This is a genomic window from Myxococcus sp. AB025B, assembly GCF_006518215.1.
In the GTDB taxonomy this organism is placed as follows: Bacteria; Myxococcota; Myxococcia; order Myxococcales; family Myxococcaceae; genus Myxococcus; species Myxococcus fulvus.
The window spans coordinates 23,315-45,259 of the sequence record NZ_SRLW01000007.1; the positions used below are offsets into that span (position 1 = coordinate 23,315).

General features: G+C 70.3%; 19 protein-coding genes. 6 read left to right on the forward strand and 13 right to left on the reverse strand.

Annotated elements, in window-relative coordinates; translation table 11 throughout:
• Positions 1–47 precede the first annotated feature (47 nt).
• Entirely contained in the window at positions 48–1,493 is a 1,446-nt protein-coding gene (locus tag FL311_RS02270) for a C39 family peptidase (protein WP_141323144.1), read from the reverse strand.
• Between the two features lie 166 nt (positions 1,494–1,659).
• Between FL311_RS02270 and FL311_RS02275 the strand changes: the two genes are divergently transcribed.
• Complete coding sequence (locus FL311_RS02275) at positions 1,660–2,655, forward strand: hypothetical protein (RefSeq protein ID WP_141323145.1); 996 nt, start codon at positions 1,660–1,662, stop codon at positions 2,653–2,655.
• Positions 2,656–2,719: 64 nt separating this feature from the next.
• Here the strand turns inward: FL311_RS02275 and nadE are convergent, their stop codons facing one another.
• The 11 genes from nadE to FL311_RS02330 all read right to left on the reverse strand — a co-directional run bounded on the left by nadE (position 2,720) and on the right by FL311_RS02330 (position 15,257).
• Positions 2,720–3,715: an NAD(+) synthase gene (gene nadE, locus FL311_RS02280; protein WP_141323146.1), complete on the reverse strand. Its 996-nt coding sequence runs from the start codon at positions 3,713–3,715 to the stop codon at positions 2,720–2,722.
• 22 nt (positions 3,716–3,737) lie between these two features.
• Positions 3,738–5,315, reverse strand: coding sequence for a class I adenylate-forming enzyme family protein (locus FL311_RS02285; RefSeq protein ID WP_228556628.1), 1,578 nt, complete (start codon positions 5,313–5,315; stop codon positions 3,738–3,740).
• 127 nt (positions 5,316–5,442) lie between these two features.
• On the reverse strand, positions 5,443–5,847 hold the full coding sequence (locus tag FL311_RS02290; RefSeq protein ID WP_141323147.1) for a hypothetical protein: 405 nt from the start codon (positions 5,845–5,847) through the stop codon (positions 5,443–5,445).
• Positions 5,844–7,811: an asparagine synthase (glutamine-hydrolyzing) gene (asnB, locus tag FL311_RS02295; RefSeq protein ID WP_141323148.1), complete on the reverse strand. Its 1,968-nt coding sequence runs from the start codon at positions 7,809–7,811 to the stop codon at positions 5,844–5,846. Before asnB ends, FL311_RS02290 begins: the two co-directional genes overlap by 4 nt.
• 12 nt (positions 7,812–7,823) lie before the next feature.
• Positions 7,824–8,078, reverse strand: a complete 255-nt coding sequence (locus tag FL311_RS02300) for an acyl carrier protein (protein ID WP_141323149.1) — start codon at positions 8,076–8,078, stop codon at positions 7,824–7,826.
• 91 nt (positions 8,079–8,169) lie between these two features.
• Positions 8,170–8,760 (reverse strand): DapH/DapD/GlmU-related protein, encoded by a 591-nt coding sequence (locus tag FL311_RS02305; protein ID WP_141323150.1) that lies wholly within the window; start codon positions 8,758–8,760, stop codon positions 8,170–8,172.
• Entirely contained in the window at positions 8,757–9,260 is a 504-nt protein-coding gene (locus FL311_RS02310; protein ID WP_228556629.1) for a DapH/DapD/GlmU-related protein, read from the reverse strand. Before FL311_RS02310 ends, FL311_RS02305 begins: the two co-directional genes overlap by 4 nt.
• Positions 9,261–9,306: 46 nt before the next feature.
• Positions 9,307–10,170 carry a hypothetical protein gene (locus FL311_RS02315; RefSeq protein ID WP_141323152.1) on the reverse strand — a complete coding sequence of 288 codons (864 nt, stop codon included), beginning with the start codon at positions 10,168–10,170 and terminating at the stop codon, positions 9,307–9,309.
• Positions 10,171–10,357: 187 nt separating this feature from the next.
• Positions 10,358–12,763: an ABC transporter permease gene (locus FL311_RS02320; RefSeq protein ID WP_141323153.1), complete on the reverse strand. Its 2,406-nt coding sequence runs from the start codon at positions 12,761–12,763 to the stop codon at positions 10,358–10,360.
• 148 nt (positions 12,764–12,911) lie between these two features.
• Complete coding sequence (locus FL311_RS02325) at positions 12,912–13,592, reverse strand: hypothetical protein (protein ID WP_141323154.1); 681 nt, start codon at positions 13,590–13,592, stop codon at positions 12,912–12,914.
• A gap of 168 nt (positions 13,593–13,760) precedes the next feature.
• Positions 13,761–15,257, reverse strand: coding sequence for a mechanosensitive ion channel family protein (locus FL311_RS02330; RefSeq protein ID WP_141323155.1), 1,497 nt, complete (start codon positions 15,255–15,257; stop codon positions 13,761–13,763).
• 81 nt (positions 15,258–15,338) lie between these two features.
• On the opposite strand from FL311_RS02330, the gene holB reads away from it, so the two are divergent.
• The 4 genes from holB (at position 15,339) to FL311_RS02350 (ending at position 18,863) form a co-directional block, all read left to right on the forward strand.
• Positions 15,339–16,373: a DNA polymerase III subunit delta' gene (holB, locus tag FL311_RS02335; protein WP_141323156.1), complete on the forward strand. Its 1,035-nt coding sequence runs from the start codon at positions 15,339–15,341 to the stop codon at positions 16,371–16,373.
• On the forward strand, positions 16,370–17,686 hold the full coding sequence (gene holA / locus FL311_RS02340) for a DNA polymerase III subunit delta (protein WP_141323157.1): 1,317 nt from the start codon (positions 16,370–16,372) through the stop codon (positions 17,684–17,686). The genes holB and holA overlap by 4 nt, the downstream gene beginning before the upstream one ends.
• A gap of 62 nt (positions 17,687–17,748) precedes the next feature.
• A complete protein-coding gene (locus FL311_RS02345; RefSeq protein WP_141323158.1) occupies positions 17,749–18,210 on the forward strand; it encodes a hypothetical protein in 462 nt (153 codons plus the stop codon).
• A gap of 101 nt (positions 18,211–18,311) precedes the next feature.
• Positions 18,312–18,863, forward strand: a complete 552-nt coding sequence (locus FL311_RS02350; protein WP_141323159.1) for an AraC family ligand binding domain-containing protein — start codon at positions 18,312–18,314, stop codon at positions 18,861–18,863.
• On the opposite strand, the gene FL311_RS02355 is transcribed toward FL311_RS02350, so the two are convergent.
• Positions 18,823–19,632 (reverse strand): NRDE family protein, encoded by an 810-nt coding sequence (locus FL311_RS02355; RefSeq protein ID WP_141323160.1) that lies wholly within the window; start codon positions 19,630–19,632, stop codon positions 18,823–18,825. The two genes, FL311_RS02350 and FL311_RS02355, sit on opposite strands and share 41 nt — an antisense overlap.
• A 114-nt stretch (positions 19,633–19,746) precedes the next feature.
• Here FL311_RS02355 and metG point away from each other — a divergent pair, with 114 nt between their 5' ends.
• Positions 19,747–21,867 (forward strand): methionine--tRNA ligase, encoded by a 2,121-nt coding sequence (metG, locus tag FL311_RS02360; RefSeq protein WP_141323161.1) that lies wholly within the window; start codon positions 19,747–19,749, stop codon positions 21,865–21,867.
• Positions 21,868–21,945: the final 78 nt, after the last annotated feature.

Below are 21,945 nucleotides of genomic sequence, written 5' to 3' on the forward strand. Positions count from 1 at the left end.
GCCGGTCCGCTCGAAGCCTACTTCACTCCATCCAAAGTCGGGTCATCTCACCCGATGGACATCTGGTAGCCGCCGTTGGGGTTGGAGTTCAGGAAGTGCCGCATCTGCTCGGGCGTAATCGTCTTCACGTTCGCGTCCGCCGGGTCGCGCACGATGAAGTTGCCCTTGGCATCCATGCCCGCCACCGTGACGTAGTGGCCGGACGTGCGGCCCTCGTTCTGGTGCGGCGGCATCGCGTGGTAGTCGCCGTTGGCCACCACCAGCTTGCCCTGCTTGAGCTGGTCGGCGATCCACTCCACGTTGGCGCCTGGGCCCTTCGTCACGGCGTCCTTGCCCATCGCCTTGGCCATCTTCGCGATGCCGTTGACGTCCGTGCCGTTGCCCGACGTGCCGCCAATCCGGCCCAGGTGGTTGATGAGCTGGGCATCCGTCATGTCCTTGCCGTATCCAAAGGCACGCGCGATCTGCGCCATGGACGTGGGGCCGCAGTTGGCCGGGCCATTCGTATACGAGCCGTCCTTGCCCGCCGGGCTGTACTGGCTGATCTGCGGGACCTTGCTCGGGTCCACGCGGCCGTCACCCGTCACTGGCGCGGCGCCGTCCGTGGCCTGCGGGCCCGTGGGCTTGGGGTTCAGGTCCACCGGCCCCGGCTTGTTCGTGCCCGGCGTGAAGGTGCTCTGGTCCTTGCCCGCGATACCCGGCAGCTTCAGCGTGTCGCCCGCGAAGATGAGGTTGGGGTCGGTGATCTTCGGGTTGAGCTGGCGGATCTGGTTGATGACATCCCAGTGCGAGCCCTCCATGCCCTTGGCCTTGAGCTCGGAGGCGATGCCCCACAGCGTGTCGCCCTTCTTGATCTCCCGGTCCGACGCCGCCACGGGCGTGCGCGAGTCGTCCGTCTTGCCCGGCGAGAGCCCCGGCTTGTTGCCCGGCTTCGACGTGTCCGTGCCACCCACCGTGGTGTCGGGCACGTTGGCCGTCGTCCCGCTCGGCGTCTTGCCGCCCGGGAACAGCCGGCTCATGTGGTTCTGGATCTTGTTCTGGTAGTCGTAGCCCCGCGCGTCGTTCATGTTGCCCGCGCCCCGGTGCCACTCGCGCGCGGCCGCCATGCCGCTGCCGTGCTTCTTGGTGAGCTCACCAATCGTCTTCGCCAGGAACTCCATCTGCTTCTCGGGCGGAATCGTCTTGGCGTTCGCCCCCCGGCCCACCTGCATGCCGGACCACTTCTCGAACGAGGGCAGCAGGCCGTTGTCGTCCAGGCCGATGAGCCCGTGGCCCGTGCCGTCCGCGTGCACGCCGTGGTTCTTGAACGAGGACTCCTGCGCGACGATGCCCGCGAGCACCTTCGGGTCCGCGCCGTACTTCTGCGCGTACTTCTCGATGTAGGGCCAGAGCTGCTGGAGGTTGAGCTGCGCGTCGCGGCCCTGCGGCAGGCCCTCGGCCTGTGCGGAGGTGGGCGAGTACGTCTGCTGGCGACGCTCGATGCGAGGAGACATGGGGTCACTCCACGAGTGGAGAACAGGGGGGGGGGAACGACTGATGACCGATTGTCGGCGGCTGAGAAAAAGAGTTGCGGCGACCCAGGTCGGTTTGGCCTGACTTCCGGGTTCGGAGAGCGATAGGAGTCGCCCTGTCTGGGTGAATCCACACAAGGAGTCGCGAATGAATGCACTGCGTTACGGACTCGTGACTGGCGCGGCATTGTGTCTGTGGGCGGGCCTCGCGGCCGCGCAGCAACAGCCGCTCACGGGTGTCTATGCCAAGCAGGGCGGCACCCTCGTGGTGCTCGAGGGGGGCGATGGGCAGGCGCTCGTTCAATACGAGTCAACTTTTCCGCAGGGACAGAGCATGGGTGCCTGTGAATGCACCTTCGCTGTCCAGAAGAAGACCTCTCCGAAGTCGTGGGCCCTGACGACCTTCCAGTCGCAGGGGAAATGGACGCTGGATTTGGAGCCCAACAAGCTGGTGCTGAAGGGGCCTGGGACGGACTGCTGCGGGGCGGGGTGGTCCGGACAGGACAGCTTCTCGCGGCCATTCAGTCGAGCGCTGTCGACGTGCACGGTGAAGGCGAACGAGGCGCGCCTGCAGCCGCTGGATGGGAGTCGGCAGGGGCCCACGGTGGTGAGCGGGGACAAGGTGGAGGCGCACGCCGCGTCACCGTTGCCGGACGTGGTGCCCGTGCGCGTGGTGAAGGGGACACAGGTCGTCACGGGCCTGTTGCCGGGTGGTGAGCTGGACTGCGGGACGCAGGCGGCCGGCGTCGAGGCCGCGTCGTCCGGGGCGCTCAAGGCCCTGGCCGGCAAGTGGCTCCAGGTGCGCCGCAAGGGCAAGGGCTACCTCATCGAGGAGTGGTGCGGGGCGAACACGCCCTCGGTGACGGTGGACGCGGCCGGGTCCATCCTCATCGACTTCGGCCAGGATGACCTGAAGGGCCAGGTGAAGTCCGTGAAGTCCGAGGCCCGCGGCGGCTCGACGCTGCAGGTGGCCTATCCGAGCGGTTCCAGCGAGACGCTGAAGTGGACCGTCACCGACGCGAAGCGCAACGTGATGCGTGTGCAGGGCGGGAAGGACTATTTCCGCGAGGGGTATCTCTACGTGCGTGACGACGCGCGCAAGGACATCCCGGTGAAGGCTGAGGTCTGCGAAGAGGAGGAGTAGTCGCCCTGTTCGCGAGGGACGGGAGGCGAGGGCGCCTCCCGTCTCTTTGGCACGGCGTCGTGCTTCAGCCGAGCTTGAACGGCTCCAGCTCCGACACCTTCTCCAGCAAGAGCGGCGGCGAGTGCAGGTAGGCCGTGCTGCGGCGCTTCTGGTCGATGTCGTCGTAGACGCGCTGCACCTGGGTGGGCGTCAGGCCCATCACCTGCGCGGCCTCGTCCGTGGGCACGTCGTGGTTCTTGGCCCACATGAGCAGGTCCAGCTGCGAGTAGTGCACGGAGAAATAGAAGTCCTCCTGCGACTGGGGGAGGCTGAACGTGTCCGTGGTCGGCTCGCCGCTGGTGATTTCGTCGATGACGCCCAGGTGCCTGGCCAATTGATATGTCTGGGTTTTGTAGAGGCCGGCGATGGGCTTCACGTCCGCAGCGCCGTCGCCCAGCTTCACGAAGAAGCCCTGGTCATACTCCAGACGGTTGGGCGTTCCCGCCACCGCGAAGTTCAGCCGGTCCGCGTGGAAGTAATCCATCATCTTCCGCGTGCGCTGCTTGAAGTTCGTCGCGGCGACAATCTGGGTATAGGCCTGGGGCGGCAGCCGGAAGCGGCGCTCCTCGCCATTCACTTGCACCACGACGTAGAAGAAGTTCACCGCGTCCGTGTTGAGCCGGTCGCCGTGCATGACGATCTTCCACTTCATGTCCGGGGTGAACTCCGGGAAGACGGAGCGCACGGCCTCGTCGCGCTGGCGATAGCAGCCGGCGGCCTCGAGGATGGGGGCGATGTCGTGGAGCTGGTATTTGATTCCCAGCTTCTCGCAGAGCTTGCGGCCCAGCTGCGAGCTCCAGCCGCTGGAGTCGCGCTCGGGCAGGAGGATGCCGAAGACGCGCTCGGGGCCCAGGGCCCGCACGGCCAGCGCCGCGACACACGCGGAGTCGATGCCGCCGGAGATGGCCACGACGAGGCCGCGCTTGCGCAGCTTCTTGAGCACCGTCTCGCGCAGCCCCTCGGACAGCTCGGCCGCCTTCGCCTCCCAGTCCAGCTCCAGCACCTGCTTGGAAAACTTCATTGTGTGACCCCTCTCGAACCCTTCACGACGAACCGATGGATGAATATTGGGTGCGCAGCTCCGCCTTGAGCACCTTCCCACTGGGCCCTCGCGGCAGCGCGTCCGTGAACACCACGTGCCGGGGCACCTTGTGCGCCGGCAGCGATTCCCTGCAGAAGCGCCGCAGCGTGTCCTCCTCGACTGCGGCTCCTTCCTGGAGCACGACCACGGCGCAGGCCGCCTCGCCGCCCAGCGCGTCCGGGACTCCCACGACGGCCACCTCGCGCACCGAGGGGTGCCTCGCGAGCTGATGCTCCAGCTCCGCCGGGCTCACCCGGTGGCCGCCGACCTTGAGGATCTCCTTCGCGCGTCCCACCAGGAAGATGAAGCCCTCCGCGTCGCGCCAGGCCAGGTCTCCGGTCCACAGCCAGCCGTCGCGCAGGATGGCCGCGGTCTCCTCGGGGGCGCCCAGGTAGCCCGGCGTCACGTTGGCGCCGCGCGCGACCAGGTGGCCTGTCTCGCCCGTGGGGAGCGCCTTGCCGTCCTCGCCGACCACGCGCAGCTCGACACCGGGAATCGCCACGCCGATGGAGCCCGCCTTCTCCGCGGCCCGCGTCGGGGGCAGGTAGCTCAGTCGCGCCGTGGCCTCGGTCTGGCCGTACATGATGTACAGCTCGGCGGGGTAGAGGGCTTCGCGCGTCCACTGGATGGTGTCAGGAGACATGCCGCCGCCGGCCTGGGTGGCGTAGCGCAGACGGAGCTTCGAGAGGGCTTCCGCGCCGGCTTGCCGCTTGAGCAGCTCGAAGGTGAGCGGCACGCCCGCGAAGCCGGTGCTGCGCTCCTGGGCCATCGCCTCCAGCACGACCTGTGGGTACATGAAGCGTGGATCCAGGAAGACGGAGCCGCCCACGAGCAGGTGGGTCTGGAGGACGCTCTTGCCGTAGCAGTAATGCAGCGGGAGGACCAGGTGCGCCCTGTCCCGTGAGGACAGCCCCAGGTACTCGACGATGGAGCGCGTGTTGGCGGCGATGTTGCCGAACGTCTGGATGACGCCTCGGGGCGTGCCGGTGCTGCCGGACGTGTAGACGATGGACGCGTGGGCGTCTGAGGGCGTGGAGGGCAGGGTGTCCAGCGGTGGAGCCTTGGCCTCGGGGTCCACCGCGCCGTCCTCTTGCACCCACGTGCAGGTCGCGGGCGCGAGCGCCTGGAGCATCCGCTCCGGTGGGCGCGTGGCGTGAATCACATACACGTGTGTCAGGCCGGGCTTCCCGGTCCACTTGCGCGCGTCCTGTCCGAAGACGAAGGCCTGTCGCGCGCCCGTCTGCGCGAGGATGGCGTCCACGGACGTCGCGCCTGTCTCACGATCGAGCTCGACCGCGCACGCGCCCAGCGCCTGCACCGCGAGCCCGGCCACCGCGCCCGCCGAGCCGAGGGGCAGGGCGATGAGAACCTTGTCTCCGGCGGAGACGCCCGAGGAGCGCAGGTGTCCCGCGAGCGCGGTCATCCGCTCCGCGAGCTGCGAGTACGTGAGCCGGGTCCACGGAGAGTCCACCGCCGAGGCCGTGGGGGTGCGCTGCGCGTGGGCCATGACCCACACCGGTGCGGAGTCCGTCGCACTCACGCGACCTCCTGAAGCACGGCAGGTTTAAACGCGGCGAAGATGTGCGCGGGGAGGGCGCGAGTGTCCACGCATCCTCCTGATGCGGGACATCTGCGGTTGCGGCGAGGCGCGAGACTGTCGCGAGTGTTCACGCGACCTCCCGACGCAGGGCCGCTTCGGACGCGCAGGCTGTTCGCGTGTGAAGAGCGCTGGCGCGCATGCGGCGTTCTTCATGCAGGGCGGTTTCGGACGCGCAGGCTGTTCGCGTGTGAAGATCGCTCGCGCGCATGCGGCGTTCTTCATGCAGGGCGGTTTCGGACGCGCAGGCTGTTCGCGTGTGAAGATCGCTCGCGCGCATGCGGTGTTCCTGATGCGGGGCGGTCTCGGACGCGCAGGCTGTTCGCGTGTGAAAACCGCTGGCGCGCATGCGCCGTTGCTGGCGCATGACTGTTTCGGACGTTCTGGCGGCCCGCGCGCGAGAATCACGAACGCGCAGGGGGTGTGCCCGGCTCGGGAAGGCCGCGGCCAGCGCGTGAGCTTTCCTATCGTTCATGCCGCCTCCAGCACCACGGCGTCGAGGTCCGCCCGCGGCGGCGCGCGCGGCGTGAGGAAGTGGTGCGCGAGCAACTGCGTGGACGCGATGGCGAACAGCGCCATGGTGTCCGCCTCGCTCTCCGCCGCGTTGGGCGCGCGCAGCTTCGCCACGAGCCGCTCCGCCTTGCGCGCATCGAACACACCCACCTTCGCCACGGCCTCGGGCGCGAGCAGCTCCCTCGCCCACGCGGGCGCCTCCGGCCCCACCAGCGCTCCGGCGATGGGCGCGCGGTACGGGAACTTGCTGCGCTCCAGGATGGACGCCGGAACACGGCCCTTCGCATAGCGCTTGAGCACGTGCTTCTCGTCCAGCCCCTTGAGCCGCATGCGCTCGGGGATGCGCGCCGCCAGCTCCATCACCGACGTGTCCAGGAACGGGAAGCGTCCCTCCACCGCGTTGCCCAGCAACATCCGGTCTCCCTGCGCCGACAGCAGGTATCCCGACAGCAGCGTCTTCGCCTCCAGGTACTGCGCGCGCGCCAGCGGTCGCCAGCGGGCCACGTGTGCGGGCACCGTCGAGAGCACCGACGCCGTCGGCTCCTCGTCCGCCACGCTCGCCGCGAAGTCCGGCGCCAGGAAGCGCGAGATCCGCCCGCTGTTCGCCCACCGCACCAGGTGCGAGAAGCCCAGGCTGCCCGGGTCCTCCAACCCCATGCCGAAGAACTCGCGCAGCAGCTCCACGTTCTGCTGGCTCACCGACAGGGTGGGGTAGAGCCGACGAAGCAGCAGCGGCCGCCACTTCGACGCCGGCTGCCGTGCCCAGAACTGCCGGACCTTCGTCTCCTTGAACAGGTCGTAGCCCAGGAACATCTCGTCCGAGCCCTCCCCCGTGAGCACCACCCGGATGCCGTTCTGCCGCACCCACTCGCTCAGCCGCAGGAACGGCGCGGGCGCCGAGCGCATCATCGCCTGCTCCGCGTGGAAGATGACGCCGGGCACCAGCGTGCCGATGTCCCCGTCGCGCATCTCCACCACGCGGTGCTCCGTGCGAAGCTCCCCGGCCACCGCGGCCTGGTGCTCGCGCTCGTCGAACCGCGCGTGCGCGAAGCCCACCGAGAACGTCCGCAGCGTCCCGCCCAGCTGCCCCTGCGCCAGCGCGCACAACAGGCTCGAGTCCAACCCGCCCGACAGGTACGCCGCCACCGGCACATCCGCGCGCAGCCGCAGCCGCACCGCGCGCTCCAACGCCTCGCCCAGCTCCTCCTGGATGCGCGCGTCGCTGGCCGTGCTCGGCTCCACGCCGAAATCCAGGTCCCAATACCTGAACGTCTCCAGCACCCCCGCGCGGAACCGGGCCGAGTGGGCGGGCGGCAGCAGCCGCACCCCCTCGAACGACGTGCGCGGCGCCACCGGCGACCAGAGCTGGAACGTCTGCTTCAGCCCCCGCGCGTCCAGCGCCGGCGTCACCAGCCCGCTGGCGAACAGCGCCTTGGCCTCCGAGCCGAACGCGAGCTGCCCACCCGGCAGCTCCGCGTAATACAGCGGGCAGATGCCCACCCTGTCGCGCGACATCCACAGCGTGGAATCCCGCGGGTCCCACAGCGCGAAGGCCCACTGCCCCTCGAACCGGCGCACACAGTCGATGCCCCACGTGAGGAACGCCGCGAGGATGACCTCCGTGTCCGAGCGCGTGCGGAACGCATACCGCCCGGCGAGCTGCTCGCGCAGCTCCACGTGGTTGAAGATCTCCCCGTTGAAGACGACGGTGAGCCCCGTCGCCGCGTCACGCATCGGCTGGTGGCCCCCCTCCAGGTCCACGATGGACAGCCGCGTGTGGCCCAGGGCCACCCCGTTCAACACCAACGCCCGCTGCGCGTCCGGGCCCCGGTGACGGATGCTCGCCGTCATCCGGACCAGCCGCTCGCCCGCCTCGGCCCCGGCGCCCCCTCCCGCCGGGTAGGTGAATCCCGCGATGCCACACATGGCGCGCTCTTTTCAGCCCGCTTGCGGCAGGCGCTGGTTCTGCTTGCGCTCGACGAACGCCACCACCCGCGTCAGCGAGTCCAGGTTCTCCGGAACCAGCTCCTTGTCCTCCAGCTTGATGCCGAAGTCCGACTCCAGGAACGCCACCAGCTCCATCATCCCCGTGGAGTCGATGAGCCCCTTGCGCAGGAAGGAGTCGTCATCGCCGAAGTCGTCCACGAAGAACGTGTCGACGATGAAGGTACGGATGCGTTCACGAATGCTCACGGTAGGACGTCCTGTCTGGAAGTGCGGTGGTGAAGTGATGGAACAAGCCGGGCGGGAAGCAAGACGCGCCCGGGACGAAGACTTGAGGTGCTCAGCTGCCCGTGTCGCGGGAAACCAGCTCCAGGCTCATGTTGCGCGCGGGGTTGCCCATGGCCAGCGTGTCGGGCGGCACGTCCTGGGTGACGATGCTCCCGGCGGCGACCACCGAGCGCGCTCCCACGCGCACGCCGGGCATGATGATGGCGCCGTGCGCCACCCAGACATCGTCCTCGATGATGATGGGCGCGGTGTGGAGCCCATCCCGGTCTCCCACGCGCACGAACGATGCGAACATGCACCGGGCCCCCACGCTCACCGAGCGCCAGGCCTCCAGGCACACCCCGTAGTTGAACTGCGTCTCGTTCCCGATGGTGAGCTGGCCACCCGGGTGGCACACGAGCGAGCTGGGCAGCATCCCCCCGGAGAACGTCAGCCGATCCCCGAGGACCATCTCCCCCTCGTTGTGCACGCTCACCGGCCCATAGGCCGCCACGTTGCGCCCCAGCGACTGGACGGCGCGGAACTGCCAGCGCGCGCGCACCATCGCCACCGCGCGCTCGGCGCGAGGCCGGGCCGCCCGGCCCATCTCCTCGAGCTGGGCGACCACTTCGGGAATCCGGACGAATGGGCTACGCGACGTCATCCCATCACCTCCCTGCGCAGCACCCTCGCGGGCGCTCCCCCCACCGTCACCCCCGCCGGAATCCGACGCGAGATGACGGTGCCGGGCGCCACGGTGCAGCCCTTCTGCAGCTGCGCGCCCGGCAACAGGATGGCACGACTGCCCACCGTCACGCCCTCTTCGATGACCAGGGGCACCGACGGAGGCCGCTCATGCCGGTTTCCCCGCAGCGGGTGGTGTTGGTTGTCCATGACCTTGCTGAATGGCCCCAACCTGGCGCCCCGGCCCACCGAAATCGAGCTGAGCGCCTCCAGCGACGTGCCGCCCTCGATGTGGGTCTCGTCCCCCAGGATGATGACGCTCTGGGGCGACATGGCATGCAGCTCGATGGGCGCCAGCCGGCCATCCAGCACCACGCGGTGTCCCACGAGCACCCGGCCCGCGCCGTGGATCCACACGCGGCCCAGCACCGTGGGCGAGTCCCCTATCTCCTGGCAGCGCCTCAACTTCAGGCGGGCCACGAGCTTCCCCCACTCGCGCGACAGTGATTGATGTAACGGCCTCATGTCACGGCGTGGCCTGGACCGCGGGGATGGGAGGCTGCACCACGGGCGCGGGCAGGCCGGCCAGGAAGTTGAGCAGCTCGGTGGCCAGGCGCTTCTGGGCCGCCGCGTTCAGGTGGCCGCCGTCATCCGAGTAGCCCGGCACCATGGCCGGCCACGTCTGGCCATTGAGCTCGTACGTCTCCCGCGAGCCGTCGGGCGCGGTGGACTCCAGGCGCGCCAGGTCGAACAGGGGCTCCTTGTCCGCGTACGTCTTGCGCATCAGCTCGTTGAACGTCTCGCGCTGCACGTTCTCCGCCACGCCCCAGACGGGCCGGCCGAGCAGCTCCTTCAGCCACGCCTTCGCGCCGCGCTGCACCGTGGTGAGCGGCGCCGTCACGTGCACGAAGGTGGTGCCGGGGTGGCGCGCCTTCAGGCCCTCCATGGCCACGCGGTACTTCTCGAACAGCGCGCGCGTGTCCGTGGCCCCGTTGATGTCGATGTAGCAGAACTTGAAGAAGGCCACGTCCGTCGACTTCGCGAGCCCCGCGTCCATCAGCCGCTCGAAGTCGGCGATCTTCGACTCGGGCTTCTCGTTCTGTCCCACCATGGCGTGCGCCAGGGTACCGGGGGCCAGCGACTCCGTGGGGCTCTGCACCTCCACCACGCGCGGCACCACGCCCTGGGCCGAGTTGGGCAGCGCCTTGACGCCGTCCAGGATGTTGCCGCCCACCGACTGGTGGCCGAAGAAGATGCGACGACTCGACAGCTTCTCCAGCGGAGCGCTCGGCGCGGAGGCCTGCGCCACCGTGCCGTGCAACGCCATCAGCAGCATGGCGGGCAAAGCCAGCACGCTCACGCGAACCAGAAACGTCCAGTCGAAGTGCATGCGGACTCTTAAACCCTTCCGTCGGCAAGCGTCAAAGGGCAGCCGAGCAGGACGTCCGCTGGTGCCCGTAAACGTGTGGAACGCAGGGGCTGGGGCGAAGTCACCCCATGTCTGCCGGCCGAGCTGGCGCGGGCCCGTGGCGGGGCCTTGACGCTGCCTGGGAGCGGCGTTCCGCCAGCGGCGGACGCTACTCCGCGCGCAGTGACACGGACGGTGACACCCGACTGGCGCGCAGCGCGGGAATCCACGTGGCCAGGAGCGACACCCACGCCAGCGCCGCCGCGACTCCCAGGAACACGCCCGGCTCGTGGGCCTTCACACCATAGAGGAGCGCCGAGAGCAGTCGCATGCAGCCGAAGGCGGCCAGCAGGCCCGTCCCCACGCCCAGCAGCGTGAGCATGAGGCCCTGACGCATCACCAGCCCGAGCACCTGTCGGGGGTGGGCGCCCAATGCCAGGCGGATTCCCAGCTCCCGGGTGCGCTGGCCCACCGCGTAGGCCATGACGCCATAGACGCCCACGCCCGCGAGCACCACGGCGAGCGCCGCGAAGGCCGCGAGCAGCCGCGCCGTCGCCAGGGGTCGGGACACCTGCCGGTCCATCCGGTCGAGGAAGGGGGCCACGTCGTACGCGGGCTGCTCCGCGTCCACGGCCTTGAGCTCCTGACGCACGGCGGCCACCAGGGTGGAGGGCTCGCGCGAGGTGCGCAGCAGGATGGACATGGTGCGCACCGGGTACTGCTCGTACGGCAGGTAGGTCTCCGGCTGGGCGGGCTCCGTCAGGCGGTTGTGACGCACGTCCGCCACCACGCCGACGATGTCGCGGAAGGGCTCGCTGTCGCTCCAGCCCAGGCGGACCCTGCGGCCCAGCGCCTCGCCGCCACCGAGGAACTTGCGCACGAAGGCCTCGTTGACGATGACGCTGGGGGCGCCCTTCTGCGAGTCGCGGCCGTCGAAGTCGCGTCCCTCGCGCAGCGCGACGCGCAGGGCCCGGAAGTAGCCCGGCGAGGCCACCCGGTACTCTGTCACGTAGCGCAGCCCCGAGTCCCGCGGCGCCCCCTCCAGCGTGAAGTCACCGTTGGAGTTGGTGCCCCCCAGCGGCGCGTCGTTGACCATGCCCACGCTCTCCACGTCCGGCAGCGCGCGCAGGCGCTCGAGGTAGTCGGCGAAGAAGCCGCGCTGCTGGTCGGGGCCGCCGTACTTGAGGTCCGGCAGCGCCAGCCGCGCATGCAGCACCCGCTCCGCGTCGAAGCCGGGGTCCACCGCCTGCAGGTTGCGCAGCGTCTGCACCATCAGCACCGTGCCCACCAGCAGCACCAGCGCCAGGGCCAGCTGCACGGCCACCAGCCCGTTGCGCAGCGGGTGGTTGGCGCGCGCGCCCGCCGCGCTCCCGGACTGCTTGAGCAGCGGCAGGACGTCCGAACCGGAGGTGTGCAGCGCGGGCGCCAGGCCGAAGAGCAACCCGGCGCCGAGCGACAGCGCCACGCTGAACAGCAGCGCGGGCACGCTCAGCTCCACCGGCGTCATGCGCAGCATCGAGGGCGGCAGCAGCGCGCGCACCAGCTCCATGCCCCACATGACGAGCAGGAGGCCCACCAGCCCGCCGACGAGGCCCAGGAGCACGCTCTCCGCCAGCGCCTGCTGGATGCGCCGTCCCCGGCTGGCCCCGAGCGCCGCGCGGATGGCGCCGTCGCGCTGCCGCGCCAGCGCCCGCACCAGCAGGAGGTTGGCCACGTTGGCGCAGGCGATGAGCAGCACGAAGCCCACCGCGGCCCAGAGCGCCCACAGCACCGGCCGCGAGGTGGACGTGAGGTAGCGCTGCCACAGGTCCGTCGTCACGCCGTGGGCCTTCTCGCCCGGCGCGCCCGGCCGGGCGATGAGCTGGGCCACCCGCGCCAGGTCCGCCGTCGCCGCCTCCAGCGTGACGCCCGGGGCCATCCGCCCGATGACGCTCATGTAGTGGTTGCCGTGCGACTCCGGGTCCAGCCAGTTGGGCAGCCACACGTCGACGTCCTCGGAGAACTCCGGGAAGGTGAAGCCCTCCGGCAGCACGCCCGCGACGGTGTACGTGCGCCCGTCCAACCGCACCGTCCCGCCCACCGCGTCCGAGGCTCCGCCCAGCGCCTTCTTCCAGAAGGCATGGCTCACCACCACGCTGCCCGGGGGATTGCCCGGCTGCGCGTCCTCGTCCCGGAGGTCGCGCCCCTGCGTGGGTGTCACGCCGAGCGTCTGGAAGAAGTTGGGGGTGACGCGGGCCGCGCGGACGCGCTCGGCGGAGTCCGCGCCCGTGCGGCTCATGTCCCGACGAGCGAAGCCGGCCAGCTGCGCGAAGGACTTGCCATGCTCCCGCCAGCCGAGCAGCTCCGGCGGGGACACGGACGCCTGCGGGAAGTCCAGCTGCTGGCACCACAGCCGCACGAGCGCCTCCGGCGCCTGGAAGGGCAGGGGCCTGAGCAGCATCGGGTGGATGGCGCTGAAGAGGACGGTGTTCGCGCCGATGGCCAGCGCGAGCGTCACCACGGCGGCCAGGGTGAAGCCCGGCGTGTGCCTCAACGTGCGCAGCGCGTAGCGGAAGTCCTGACGAAGCGAGTCCATGGCGGGCCCCCGAAGCGAAGGCCATGCCAGCCCGCCTGGAGTGAAGCAACCCCCCAGCTTCCCTGGAGGGAGGCCCGCCCCGGGCCCCGCGCCGTTCGCGGATGCGGGAAGCCCGTGTCCCGGAAGCGGACACGGGCCCCTCGGGCCGTCAGTGGAAGTTCCAGCGGCCGGCGATCTCCTCGCAGGCGAGCACGACGTCCTGGAGCCGGCGCTGGCGGGCCTTCGGCGCGACGAACAGGCGGCCGGCGAACACGTCGAAGACGCCCACCAGGCGCGGGTCCACGGGCCCCTGCTGCTCCAGCCGCTCCTCGGCGAAGAGCTGGAGCACGGTGGCGATGTACTGGCCGGCGCGCTCGTCGAGCGGCGTGTGCTTGGAGAAGTAGAGCTTCAGCACGCCCGAGCGCATCTGCCCGCGTGCGTCCACGCCCCGGAGGAGGACCTCGGGGCGCACCTTCACGGCGACGCCGGCGAGCTCCAGGGGCGCGAGCTCCGGGTCCGCGGGGCTGGCCACGGCGCGGGTGGCCAGGTCCTCCGTGGCGACGAGGCAGCGCTGGAGCGCCTCCGCGCACAGGGCGAGCCGGTGCGCGTCGAAGTCGGAGTCCGCCTGGGCGTTGAGCAGCCGCCGCTGGTGGTAGCGCAGGATGACCTCGTCCCGGCCTTCGCAGAGGAACTCGGTGATGGCCTGGGCCGCCGCGGGGTAGCGCAGGTACTGGGGGTCCACCGGGTTCTTCTGCCCCTGGATGATGCGCTTTCGCAGCGACGGCGTTCCGGTGAGGTACTGGCCGAGCTGGTTGACCGAGACACACGGGTTCTCACGAGGGGTGGTCATGTCGACGACTTCCTTTCCGGTAGCGGGAATGAAGAGAGACTACCGGAAGGGTCTGACATTCCCTCGGGGGCGGGGCGGCCCGGAGGCCCCTGGAAATGCACCCCCTGACAGGTAGGGCGGGCGGGCACGACCGGGGTGGAAAGGCAGCCTTTCCGGGCCCGGTGCGGGCTACTCGTGGTGGGAGCCGTGCAGGCCGAAGATCTGGCGCAGGCGGCCGAGGATACGGCCCACCTCGGCGGGGATGGGGTCCCCGGTGGCGCCGCTGGCCTGGGCCACGGCGCGCAGCTGGGTGCGCCGCTGCGCGAGGATGGAGGACAGCTGCCGGGCCAGGTTGGGGTGCTCGCCGAACAGCCGCGCGAAGGTGGGCCGGTCCACCTCGAGCAGCAGCGAGTCCTCCAGGGCCACCACGGTGGCGGCGCGCTTCTCGCCGGTGAGCAGCGACATCTCGCCGAAGTAGCCGCCCTGGCCCAGCCGCGTCACCTCGGACTGGGACTTGCCGGCGCGCACGCTGACCTCGCCGGAGGCGAGCACGTAGAACGTCCGGCCGTCATCGCCCTCCTGGATGATGTGTTCGTCGCGGCCGAAGCGGCGCACGTGGACCTCCTGGCCCAGCCGCTCCAGGTCCGCGTCCTTCAGGGGTTCGAACAGGTCCACCGCGCGCAACAGGCGCAGCACGGTGTGCGCGGGCAGCTCCGGCCGGGCCGCGTCCTCGCGCATGCGCACCACGCGCTGGGGCACGGGCGGCTCGATTCCGTCGCGCCGCATCCGGTACCACAGGCGCGTGTGCACCTCCGCGATGGTCGCGTCCGCGAGCGAGAAGTCGTTCACGAAGAAGCGCAGCATGTAGCGCACCGACTGCTCGTCGAACGCGAGCGTGCGGGCGATGGGCGGCGGGTCCACCAGCACCTGCGGAATCTCCCGCGCCACGTCCAGCAGGGCCGCCTTCATCACGTTGGGCGGCGTTTCGTACGTGGCGCGCACCTGCATGTCCACGCCCACCGGCTCGCGGTCCTGGTTGAACGTCTTGAGCTGCTCCTTGGCCACCATGGAGTTGGGCAGCGTCACCAGCTCACGGCGGAACGTCATGATGCGGATGGAGCGCCAGTTGACCTGCGCCACGCGCCCCACGTGCTCGCCGATGCGCACGAAGTCGCCGACCTCGAAGGGCTTGTCCAACTGCAGGGACAGGCCCGCGAAGAGGTTGCCCAGCGTCTCCTGGAGCGCCAGACCGATGACCACCGACAGCACCGCGGACGTGGCGACGAGGCCCGTCAGGTCCAGGTCCAGCTGCGTCTGGACGATGGGCACCGCGGCGAGTGTGTAGAGCAGGAAGTCGATGACGTTGCGGAGGATCTTCGGCGTCCCCACCGACGTCGAGCGCAGCCGGGCCAGCTTCAGGCCGAAGCCCACGCCCGCGCGGATGACACCGAAGGCGAACGTCAGCATCCAGGCGACCTGCAGCGCCTTCATCGGCCCGGGCGGCGTGGTGGCGGGCAGCGCCCAGGCGCCCACGCGCAGGATGAGGAACATCACCATCAGCCGCAGGGCCCCGGTGATGTCCCGCTTCAGGTCCGCGTCCTGGCTGGCGGCCCGGGTTCCCAGCAGCACCAGCACCAATATCGCGCCGACGGCCAGGGACAGATTGCTCTGGAGGAAAGGCAGCAAGGCCCCCTGACTCTCTCCCGCGCGTACATGGGGGTCAAGGCAGCGGTTGACGCGTGGCGCGCAAGCGGGGATACACGCGCCATGACCCTCGCATCGGTGCTGGGACAGCCCCGCGCGATTGATTCACTTCAGGCGGCACTTCGCTCCGGCGCGGTGCACCACGCGTATCTCTTCGCGGGGCCGGAGGGCGTGGGCAAGGAGCGAGCGGCCGTGGGCCTGGCCCAGGCGCTCACCTGCCCCGAGCAGCCGGACGTGGGCTGCGGCACCTGCGCCAGCTGCACGCGCGTCTCGCGCGGCCTCCACCCGGACGTCACCTGGGTGATGCCGGACGACGAGCGCGTGTCGCGGGGCCTCGCGGGGCGCTCGGACTTCACGGGCACGCCGAGCCGGGACTTGCGCGTGGAGCAGATCCGCCAGCTGCAGGAGCGGCTGGCCCTGCGCGGCCTGGAGTCGCGCCGCAAGGTGGCCATCCTCGTCTCCGCGCAGGCGATGAACGTGCAGGCGCAGAACGCGTTCCTCAAGACGCTGGAGGAGCCGCCCGCGGACACCACGCTGGTGCTGGTGGCCAGCGCCATGGACAAGCTCTTGCCCACCATCCGCAGCCGGTGCAGCAAGGTGCACTTCGGCCCGCTGCCGGTGGAGCTGGTCGCCGAGCGCGTGCGCACCGAGCGCAAGCTGGACGCGGACACCGCGCAGCTGGCGGCCATCATGGCCGGAGGCAGCCTGGGCCGCGCGCTGTCGCTGGACGTGGAGGCGCTCGCCCGGCGCAAGGACGTGGTGACGGCCTTCGAGAACCTGCGCGGCGACAACGCGGTGGGGCTCCTGCGCTTCGCGGACGAGCACGGCGGCTCGCGCGAGGACGCGGAGGCGACGCTGGAGCTGTTGACGCTCTGGACGCGCGACGTGGCCCTGGCGAAGGTGGGACGCGAGGACGCGCTGGCGAACCGCGACCTGCGCCAGCTGGCGGTGGACGTGGGCGCGCGCCTGTCCGATGCGTGGCTGCACCGTCGCCACGCGCTGCTCGACGGCGCGCGCGCGGCGGTGGCCCGCAACGGCGCGCCCCGGCTGCAACTGGAGCGGATGCTCATCGACCTGTTCACGGAGACGTCCCGATGAGCTCGGAGCTGGATGACGTGCTGGCGGGCGTGAAGGCCGGGAAGCTTTCGCCCCTGTACCTGCTGTGGGGCGAGGAGTTCCTGGTCCGCAAGGGCGCCGACGAGCTGGTCAAGGTGCTGGTGCCCGACGCGGCGGTGGGCCTCAACCTGGTCACGTTGGACGCGGGCAGCCCGCGCGAGGTGGCGCAGGAGCTGGCCACGATGCCGCTGTTCCCCGGCCGCAAGGTCGTGGTGGTGAGGGACCCGGAGTTCCTCGCGCCGAAGAAGGGGCGGGGAGACCCGCTGGCCAAGGCGCGCGAGGCGTGGAAGGCGGGCAAGCGCAAGGAGGGCGCGCGGCGGCTGCTGGCGCTGGCGGCGCGCGCGGGCTGGGGCGTGGACCAGCTGGACCCATCCGCGTCCAGGGCGCCGTCGGTGGAGCAGTGGAAGGAGGAGCTGAACGTCGACCTCGCCGAGGCGGACGTGGCGTTCCTGAAGGAGGCCGCGGCCTTCTGCAAGGAGGAGCGCATCAGCGCCCCGGAGGGTGACGCCACCGCGCTCATCGAGCTCATCCAGAAGGGCGCGCCGGCGGGACACGCGCTGGTGATGGCGGCCACGGAGGTGGACGCGAAGAACCCGCTGGTGAAGCTGGCGCAGGACAAGGGCCACGTCGTCGAGCGCAAGGTGGCCGCGCGCCACAAGGACCTGGACCTCTCCGACATCGCCAAGGAGTTCCTGGCGCCCTTCAAGAAGAAGCTGGGGCCCGGCGCGCTGGAGGAGCTCAAGGAGCGCGTGGGCGGCAACATCCGCCTGTTGCAGTCGGAGCTGGAGAAGCTCGCCACGTACTCGGAGGGCCCCGCCATCGAGCGCTCCGACGTGGTGATGCTGGTGCACCACGCGCGAGAGGAGGAGTTCTTCGAGCTGTCGGAGGCGCTCCAGAAGCGCGACTTCCGCGGCGCGCTGTCCTACGCGGAGGACGCGATGGGGCAGGGCACGCACGCGCTGCAGCTGCTGGGCGCGGTGGCCTCCATCGTCCGCACGCTGCTGGAGAGCCACGAGTGGCTGACGCGCTACGCGGGAGGCACGCCGCCGCGCACCGCGAAGGACGTGGAGGCCCGGGTGTTCCCCAAGCTGGAGGCGGAGCTGAAGGGCACCCGGCGCAAGATGCCCAACGCGTGGGCGCTCACCTTCAGCATGAAGGCGGCCGCGGGCTACGAGCGCAAGGAGCTGCTGGGCGCGCTGGTGGCGTGCGCGGAGGCGGACCTGTCCTTGAAGTCCTCGGGCAATGGGCGGCTGGTCATCGAGCGGCTCCTGGCCACGGTGTGCCTTGGCGCCTGAGGGAGCGGGCGGGCACACTGGGACGTGCACTCGGAGTCCGGCTCGGGTAGAGGAGGCCGCGTATGGCGGACAAGCGTCGCTTCGACCTCTTCGCGGACTTCATCGTGTCGCGCTTCATGGCCCCTCGCGTCTTCGACGTGGCGGGAGGGCAGGGGCGCCTCAACGAGGCCCTGACGCGGCGGGGCCGCGCCGTCACCACCTTCGACTTGCGGCACAAGCACCTGCCGGTGACGTATGCCCAGCGCATCTTCACGCTGGACGAGCCCTGCGAGGCGGAGCTGGTGGTGGGCATGCACCCGGACGGCGCCACGCGCGTCATCATCGAGTACGCGGCGAGACACCGGCTGCCGTTCGCCGTGGTGCCGTGCTGCTCGGACAACGGGATGCCCTACAACCCGTGGATGCGTCACCTGGCGGAGCTGGCGCGTGAGTCCGGCTTCGGCACTGTCGAGGAGGTGAAGCTCTCCATGGACGGCCGGGCACGCGTCCTCGTGGGCGAGCCCGCGCCCGCCGGTCCGGCCTGAGGCGAGTGCCGGCCCGACGACACGGCCCGTGTCCCAGGGGCTGGATGCCCCGAACCCACATCGGCGTCTAGCTTCCCGGACATCGACGCGGGGAGCGGGAGATGGTGACGGAGTGGGACGGGCATGCGACGGCGCAGGTCTGGCGACCCGGCACATACCCGGGACTGGTGCTGTATCGGGTGAGTGGCCGCGCCACCACGCAGGCCCTGCATGTCCATGACGAGCTCCAGCTCACGCTGGACGCGGGGCATGTCCAGCAGGTGTGCTGCGGAGGTGTCCGGCTGATGGCGCCGCCCGGAAGCCTCGTCGTGATTCCCCCGGGCGAGGTCCATGCGCTGCACGCCGAGAGCGGTCGCCCCGGGGTGCTGTGCGGGATGCTCGTGCCGGTGGCCCTGCTCAGGCCGCCGTCGCGCCGTGGTTGGGAAGACGAGGACGTGGCGCTCGTCGACGACCTCTTTCCCGGAGGGGGCGCCGTGCTCGACGACCCGGACGTGGCGCGGGACTTCGTGGCGCTGCATCGCGCGCTGCGAGGGCTCGGCGCCGAGCCGGGAGCGCACCTGTCGCCCCTGCTCTCACGGTTGCTGGCGCGCCTGCGCGAGGGGCGCGGCGGGCTCAGCGCGTCGTGGGAGGGGGAACATCGAGCATCCCCGTGATGTCCTCCCAGGAGCCCTCGCACGGCGCGGACTGCGACACCAGGTAATGCCCCACGCGTCCCGGAGCCAGGGCAACGATGGAGGACCAGCGCGTGCCGTAGGCGGGCGTGTGGATGCAGAGCGCCTGCAGGCGCCGCAGGAGGTCGGGGGGCAGCGACTCACCGGGAACCGGGGACGGGGTCCCGCTCTCGGGGGGCAGCAGGTCGTCCCCGAGCAGGGCCTTGAGCCCGGATTCGAACCGGGGCCAGGGCTCGTGCGGCAGCGCCTGGGCGAGCACCCGGGCGCGCGCCACCTTGGGCAGCTCCGGACTGTCGAGCACGTCATTGGGGAGCACGTGGATGCCTGGGGGGACGTCCTCGCGCCGCAGCTCGGCCTGGCCCGTCCTGGCGTAGGCGACCCGCAGCGTCCGGGCATCGCCGTAGAGGAGGTTGAAGGGGAGGAAGTCCTCGCCGGACAGCGTGTCCAGGTAGCGCTCGATGCCCTCCACGCTGGCGGCCCGCAGGGCCTGGAGGACCACCTCTCCCCTCGAGCGGGGGGCCGGGCCCTTCCCCTGTCCTCCGCGCTGGTTGGTCAGGCCCACGAAGAGGCCCTCGTTAGTCACTCCCATCCACGTCCCGCCGCGCTCCACGTCCCGTCCGCCGACGGCGCGAGGGGACTCGAGCAGGACCTGGGGGCCCGTCGTGGGACGTGCGTAGAACTCGTCCCGGTTGGCCGCGAGCACCAGCGGCCATTCGGGGTGGACCTGACGAAGGATGACGATGGTGCACATTCGTATCCGGTCGATAACATCCCCGGCTCCGTCGTGCATTCGTGCGCGCGGCCCCACGCCGTCGATGACCTCGGCCCCCCGAGCGGCTAATGTCCGCCGCCCCCAGGAGAGTCCATGGCGGAGAGAATCCTCGTCACCAGTGCGCTTCCGTACGCGAACGGCCCCATCCATCTCGGGCACGCCGTCGAGTACATCCAGACCGATATCTACGTGCGCTTCCTCCGCTCATGCGGCAAGGACGTCGTCTACTTCTGCGCGGACGACACGCACGGCACGCCCATCGAGCTCAACGCGGCGAAGCACGGGCTCAAGCCCGAGGAGTTCATCGCCCGCTTCCAGGACGAGCACCAGAAGGACTTCCACGACCTGGACGTGCGCTTCGACTCCTTCCACTCCACCAACTCGCCGGAGAACCGCCACTACGCGGAGCTCATCTACGGGCGGCTGAAGGAGAAGGGCGACATCGAGCGCAAGGACGTCGAACAGGCGTACTGCGAGAAGGACCGCCGGTTCCTGCCGGACCGCTTCATCAAGGGCACCTGTCCCAACTGCAAGTCGCCCGACCAGTACGGTGACGTCTGTGAGAAGTGTGGCAAGGCGTACAGCCCCACGGACCTCATCGAGCCGCGCTGTGCGCTCTGTGGGACGCCTCCGGTGCGCAAGTCTTCGGCGCACCTGTTCTTCAAGCTCTCGAAGCACGCGGACTTCCTCCAGGCGCTGCTGCGCAAGCCGGGCTTCCTCCACCCGGGGCTCGCGACGCAGCTGCAGGGCTTCTTCGAGAAGGGGCTCGCGGACTGGGACATCAGCCGCGACGGGCCCTACTTCGGGTTCGCCATTCCCGGTGAGACGGACAAGTACTTCTACGTCTGGCTGGACGCGCCCATCGGCTACATCGCCACGACGGAGAAGTGGGCGAAGCAGACGGGCAAGGCGAAGAGCGCGCTGGACTACTGGGAGAAGGACAGCGGCGCGCGCATCGTCCACTTCATCGGCAAGGACATCGTCTACTTCCATGCGCTGTTCTGGCCGGCGGTGCTGGATGTGGCGGGCCTGCATGTGCCGAGCGAGATCAAGGTCCACGGCCACCTCACGGTGAACGGGGAGAAGATGTCGAAGAGCCGCGGCACCATGATTCCGGTGCGCGACTACCTGAACCAGCTGGACCCCAGCTACCTGCGCTACTTCTACGCGGCCAACCTGGGCGCGGGCGTGGAGGACCTGGACCTCAACCTCAAGGACTTCCGTCTGCGGGTGAACGGGGAGTTGGTCAACAACGTGGGCAACCTGGCCAACCGCGCGCTGTCGCTCCTGGCGGGGCCGCTGGGCGGGAAGCTCGCGCCGGGCCGGGCCGAGGGTCCTGGCCGCGCGCTGGTGGAGTCGGTGCTGGCCCGGGTCGGCGAGGTGCGTGAGGCGTTCGAGAAGCTCGAGTACCGCAACGCCATCCGCGTCATCACGGACATCGCGTCGGCGGCGAATGCCTTCGTCCAGGCGCAGGCGCCGTGGGCGCTGGTGAAGAAGGACGCGGAGGCGGCGCGCGCGGACCTCTCCGACGCGGCGGATGTCGTGTACCTGCTGGGCGCGTTGCTCGCCCCGGTGACGCCGAGGTTGTCCGAGAAGCTGTTCGCGCAGCTGGGCGCGCCGCCGCTCACGTTCCAGGCGCTGGAGGGCGCGAAGTATCCGCTGCTGGACCGCAGCCGGCCCATCGGTACCCCGGAGCCGCTGTTGCCCCGGCTGGAGGAGGAGCGCGTCAACGCCATCCTCTCGCTGCCCGCGGGCGGCGCGCCCGCTCCGGCGGCGGAGGCGAAGAAGACCGAAGGTGGCAAGGAGAAGAAGGTGGAGAAGAAGCCGGCCGAGGCCGCGCCCGTCACGCAGGCGACGGAGGGCGCGGGAGCAGGGGAGGCGTCCGCTGAGATCGAATACGCGGACTTCGCCAAGGTGGTGCTCAAGTCGGGCAAGGTGCTCGCGGCGGAGAAGGTCCCCAAGGCGGACAAGCTGCTGAAGCTCACGGTGGACGTGGGCGAGGCGACGGGGCCGCGCACCATCGTCTCGGGCATCGCCGAGGCGTTCGCGCCGGAGTCGCTGGTGGGGCGCAACGTCGTGGTGGTGGCGAACCTGAAGCCCCGCAGCCTCAAGGGCATCTCGTCGCGCGGCATGCTCCTGACGGCGGGCCCGGGCGGCAAGGACCTGTCCTTGTTGGATCCGGGCAACGTCCCGCCCGGCAGCGACGTGAAGTAGTCGGCGCGGACGGGGCAGGGTGGCAACTCCCTGCCCCTGTTCGCTCGAGGTGCTCGAAGCGGACGCTGTCGGGCAAGC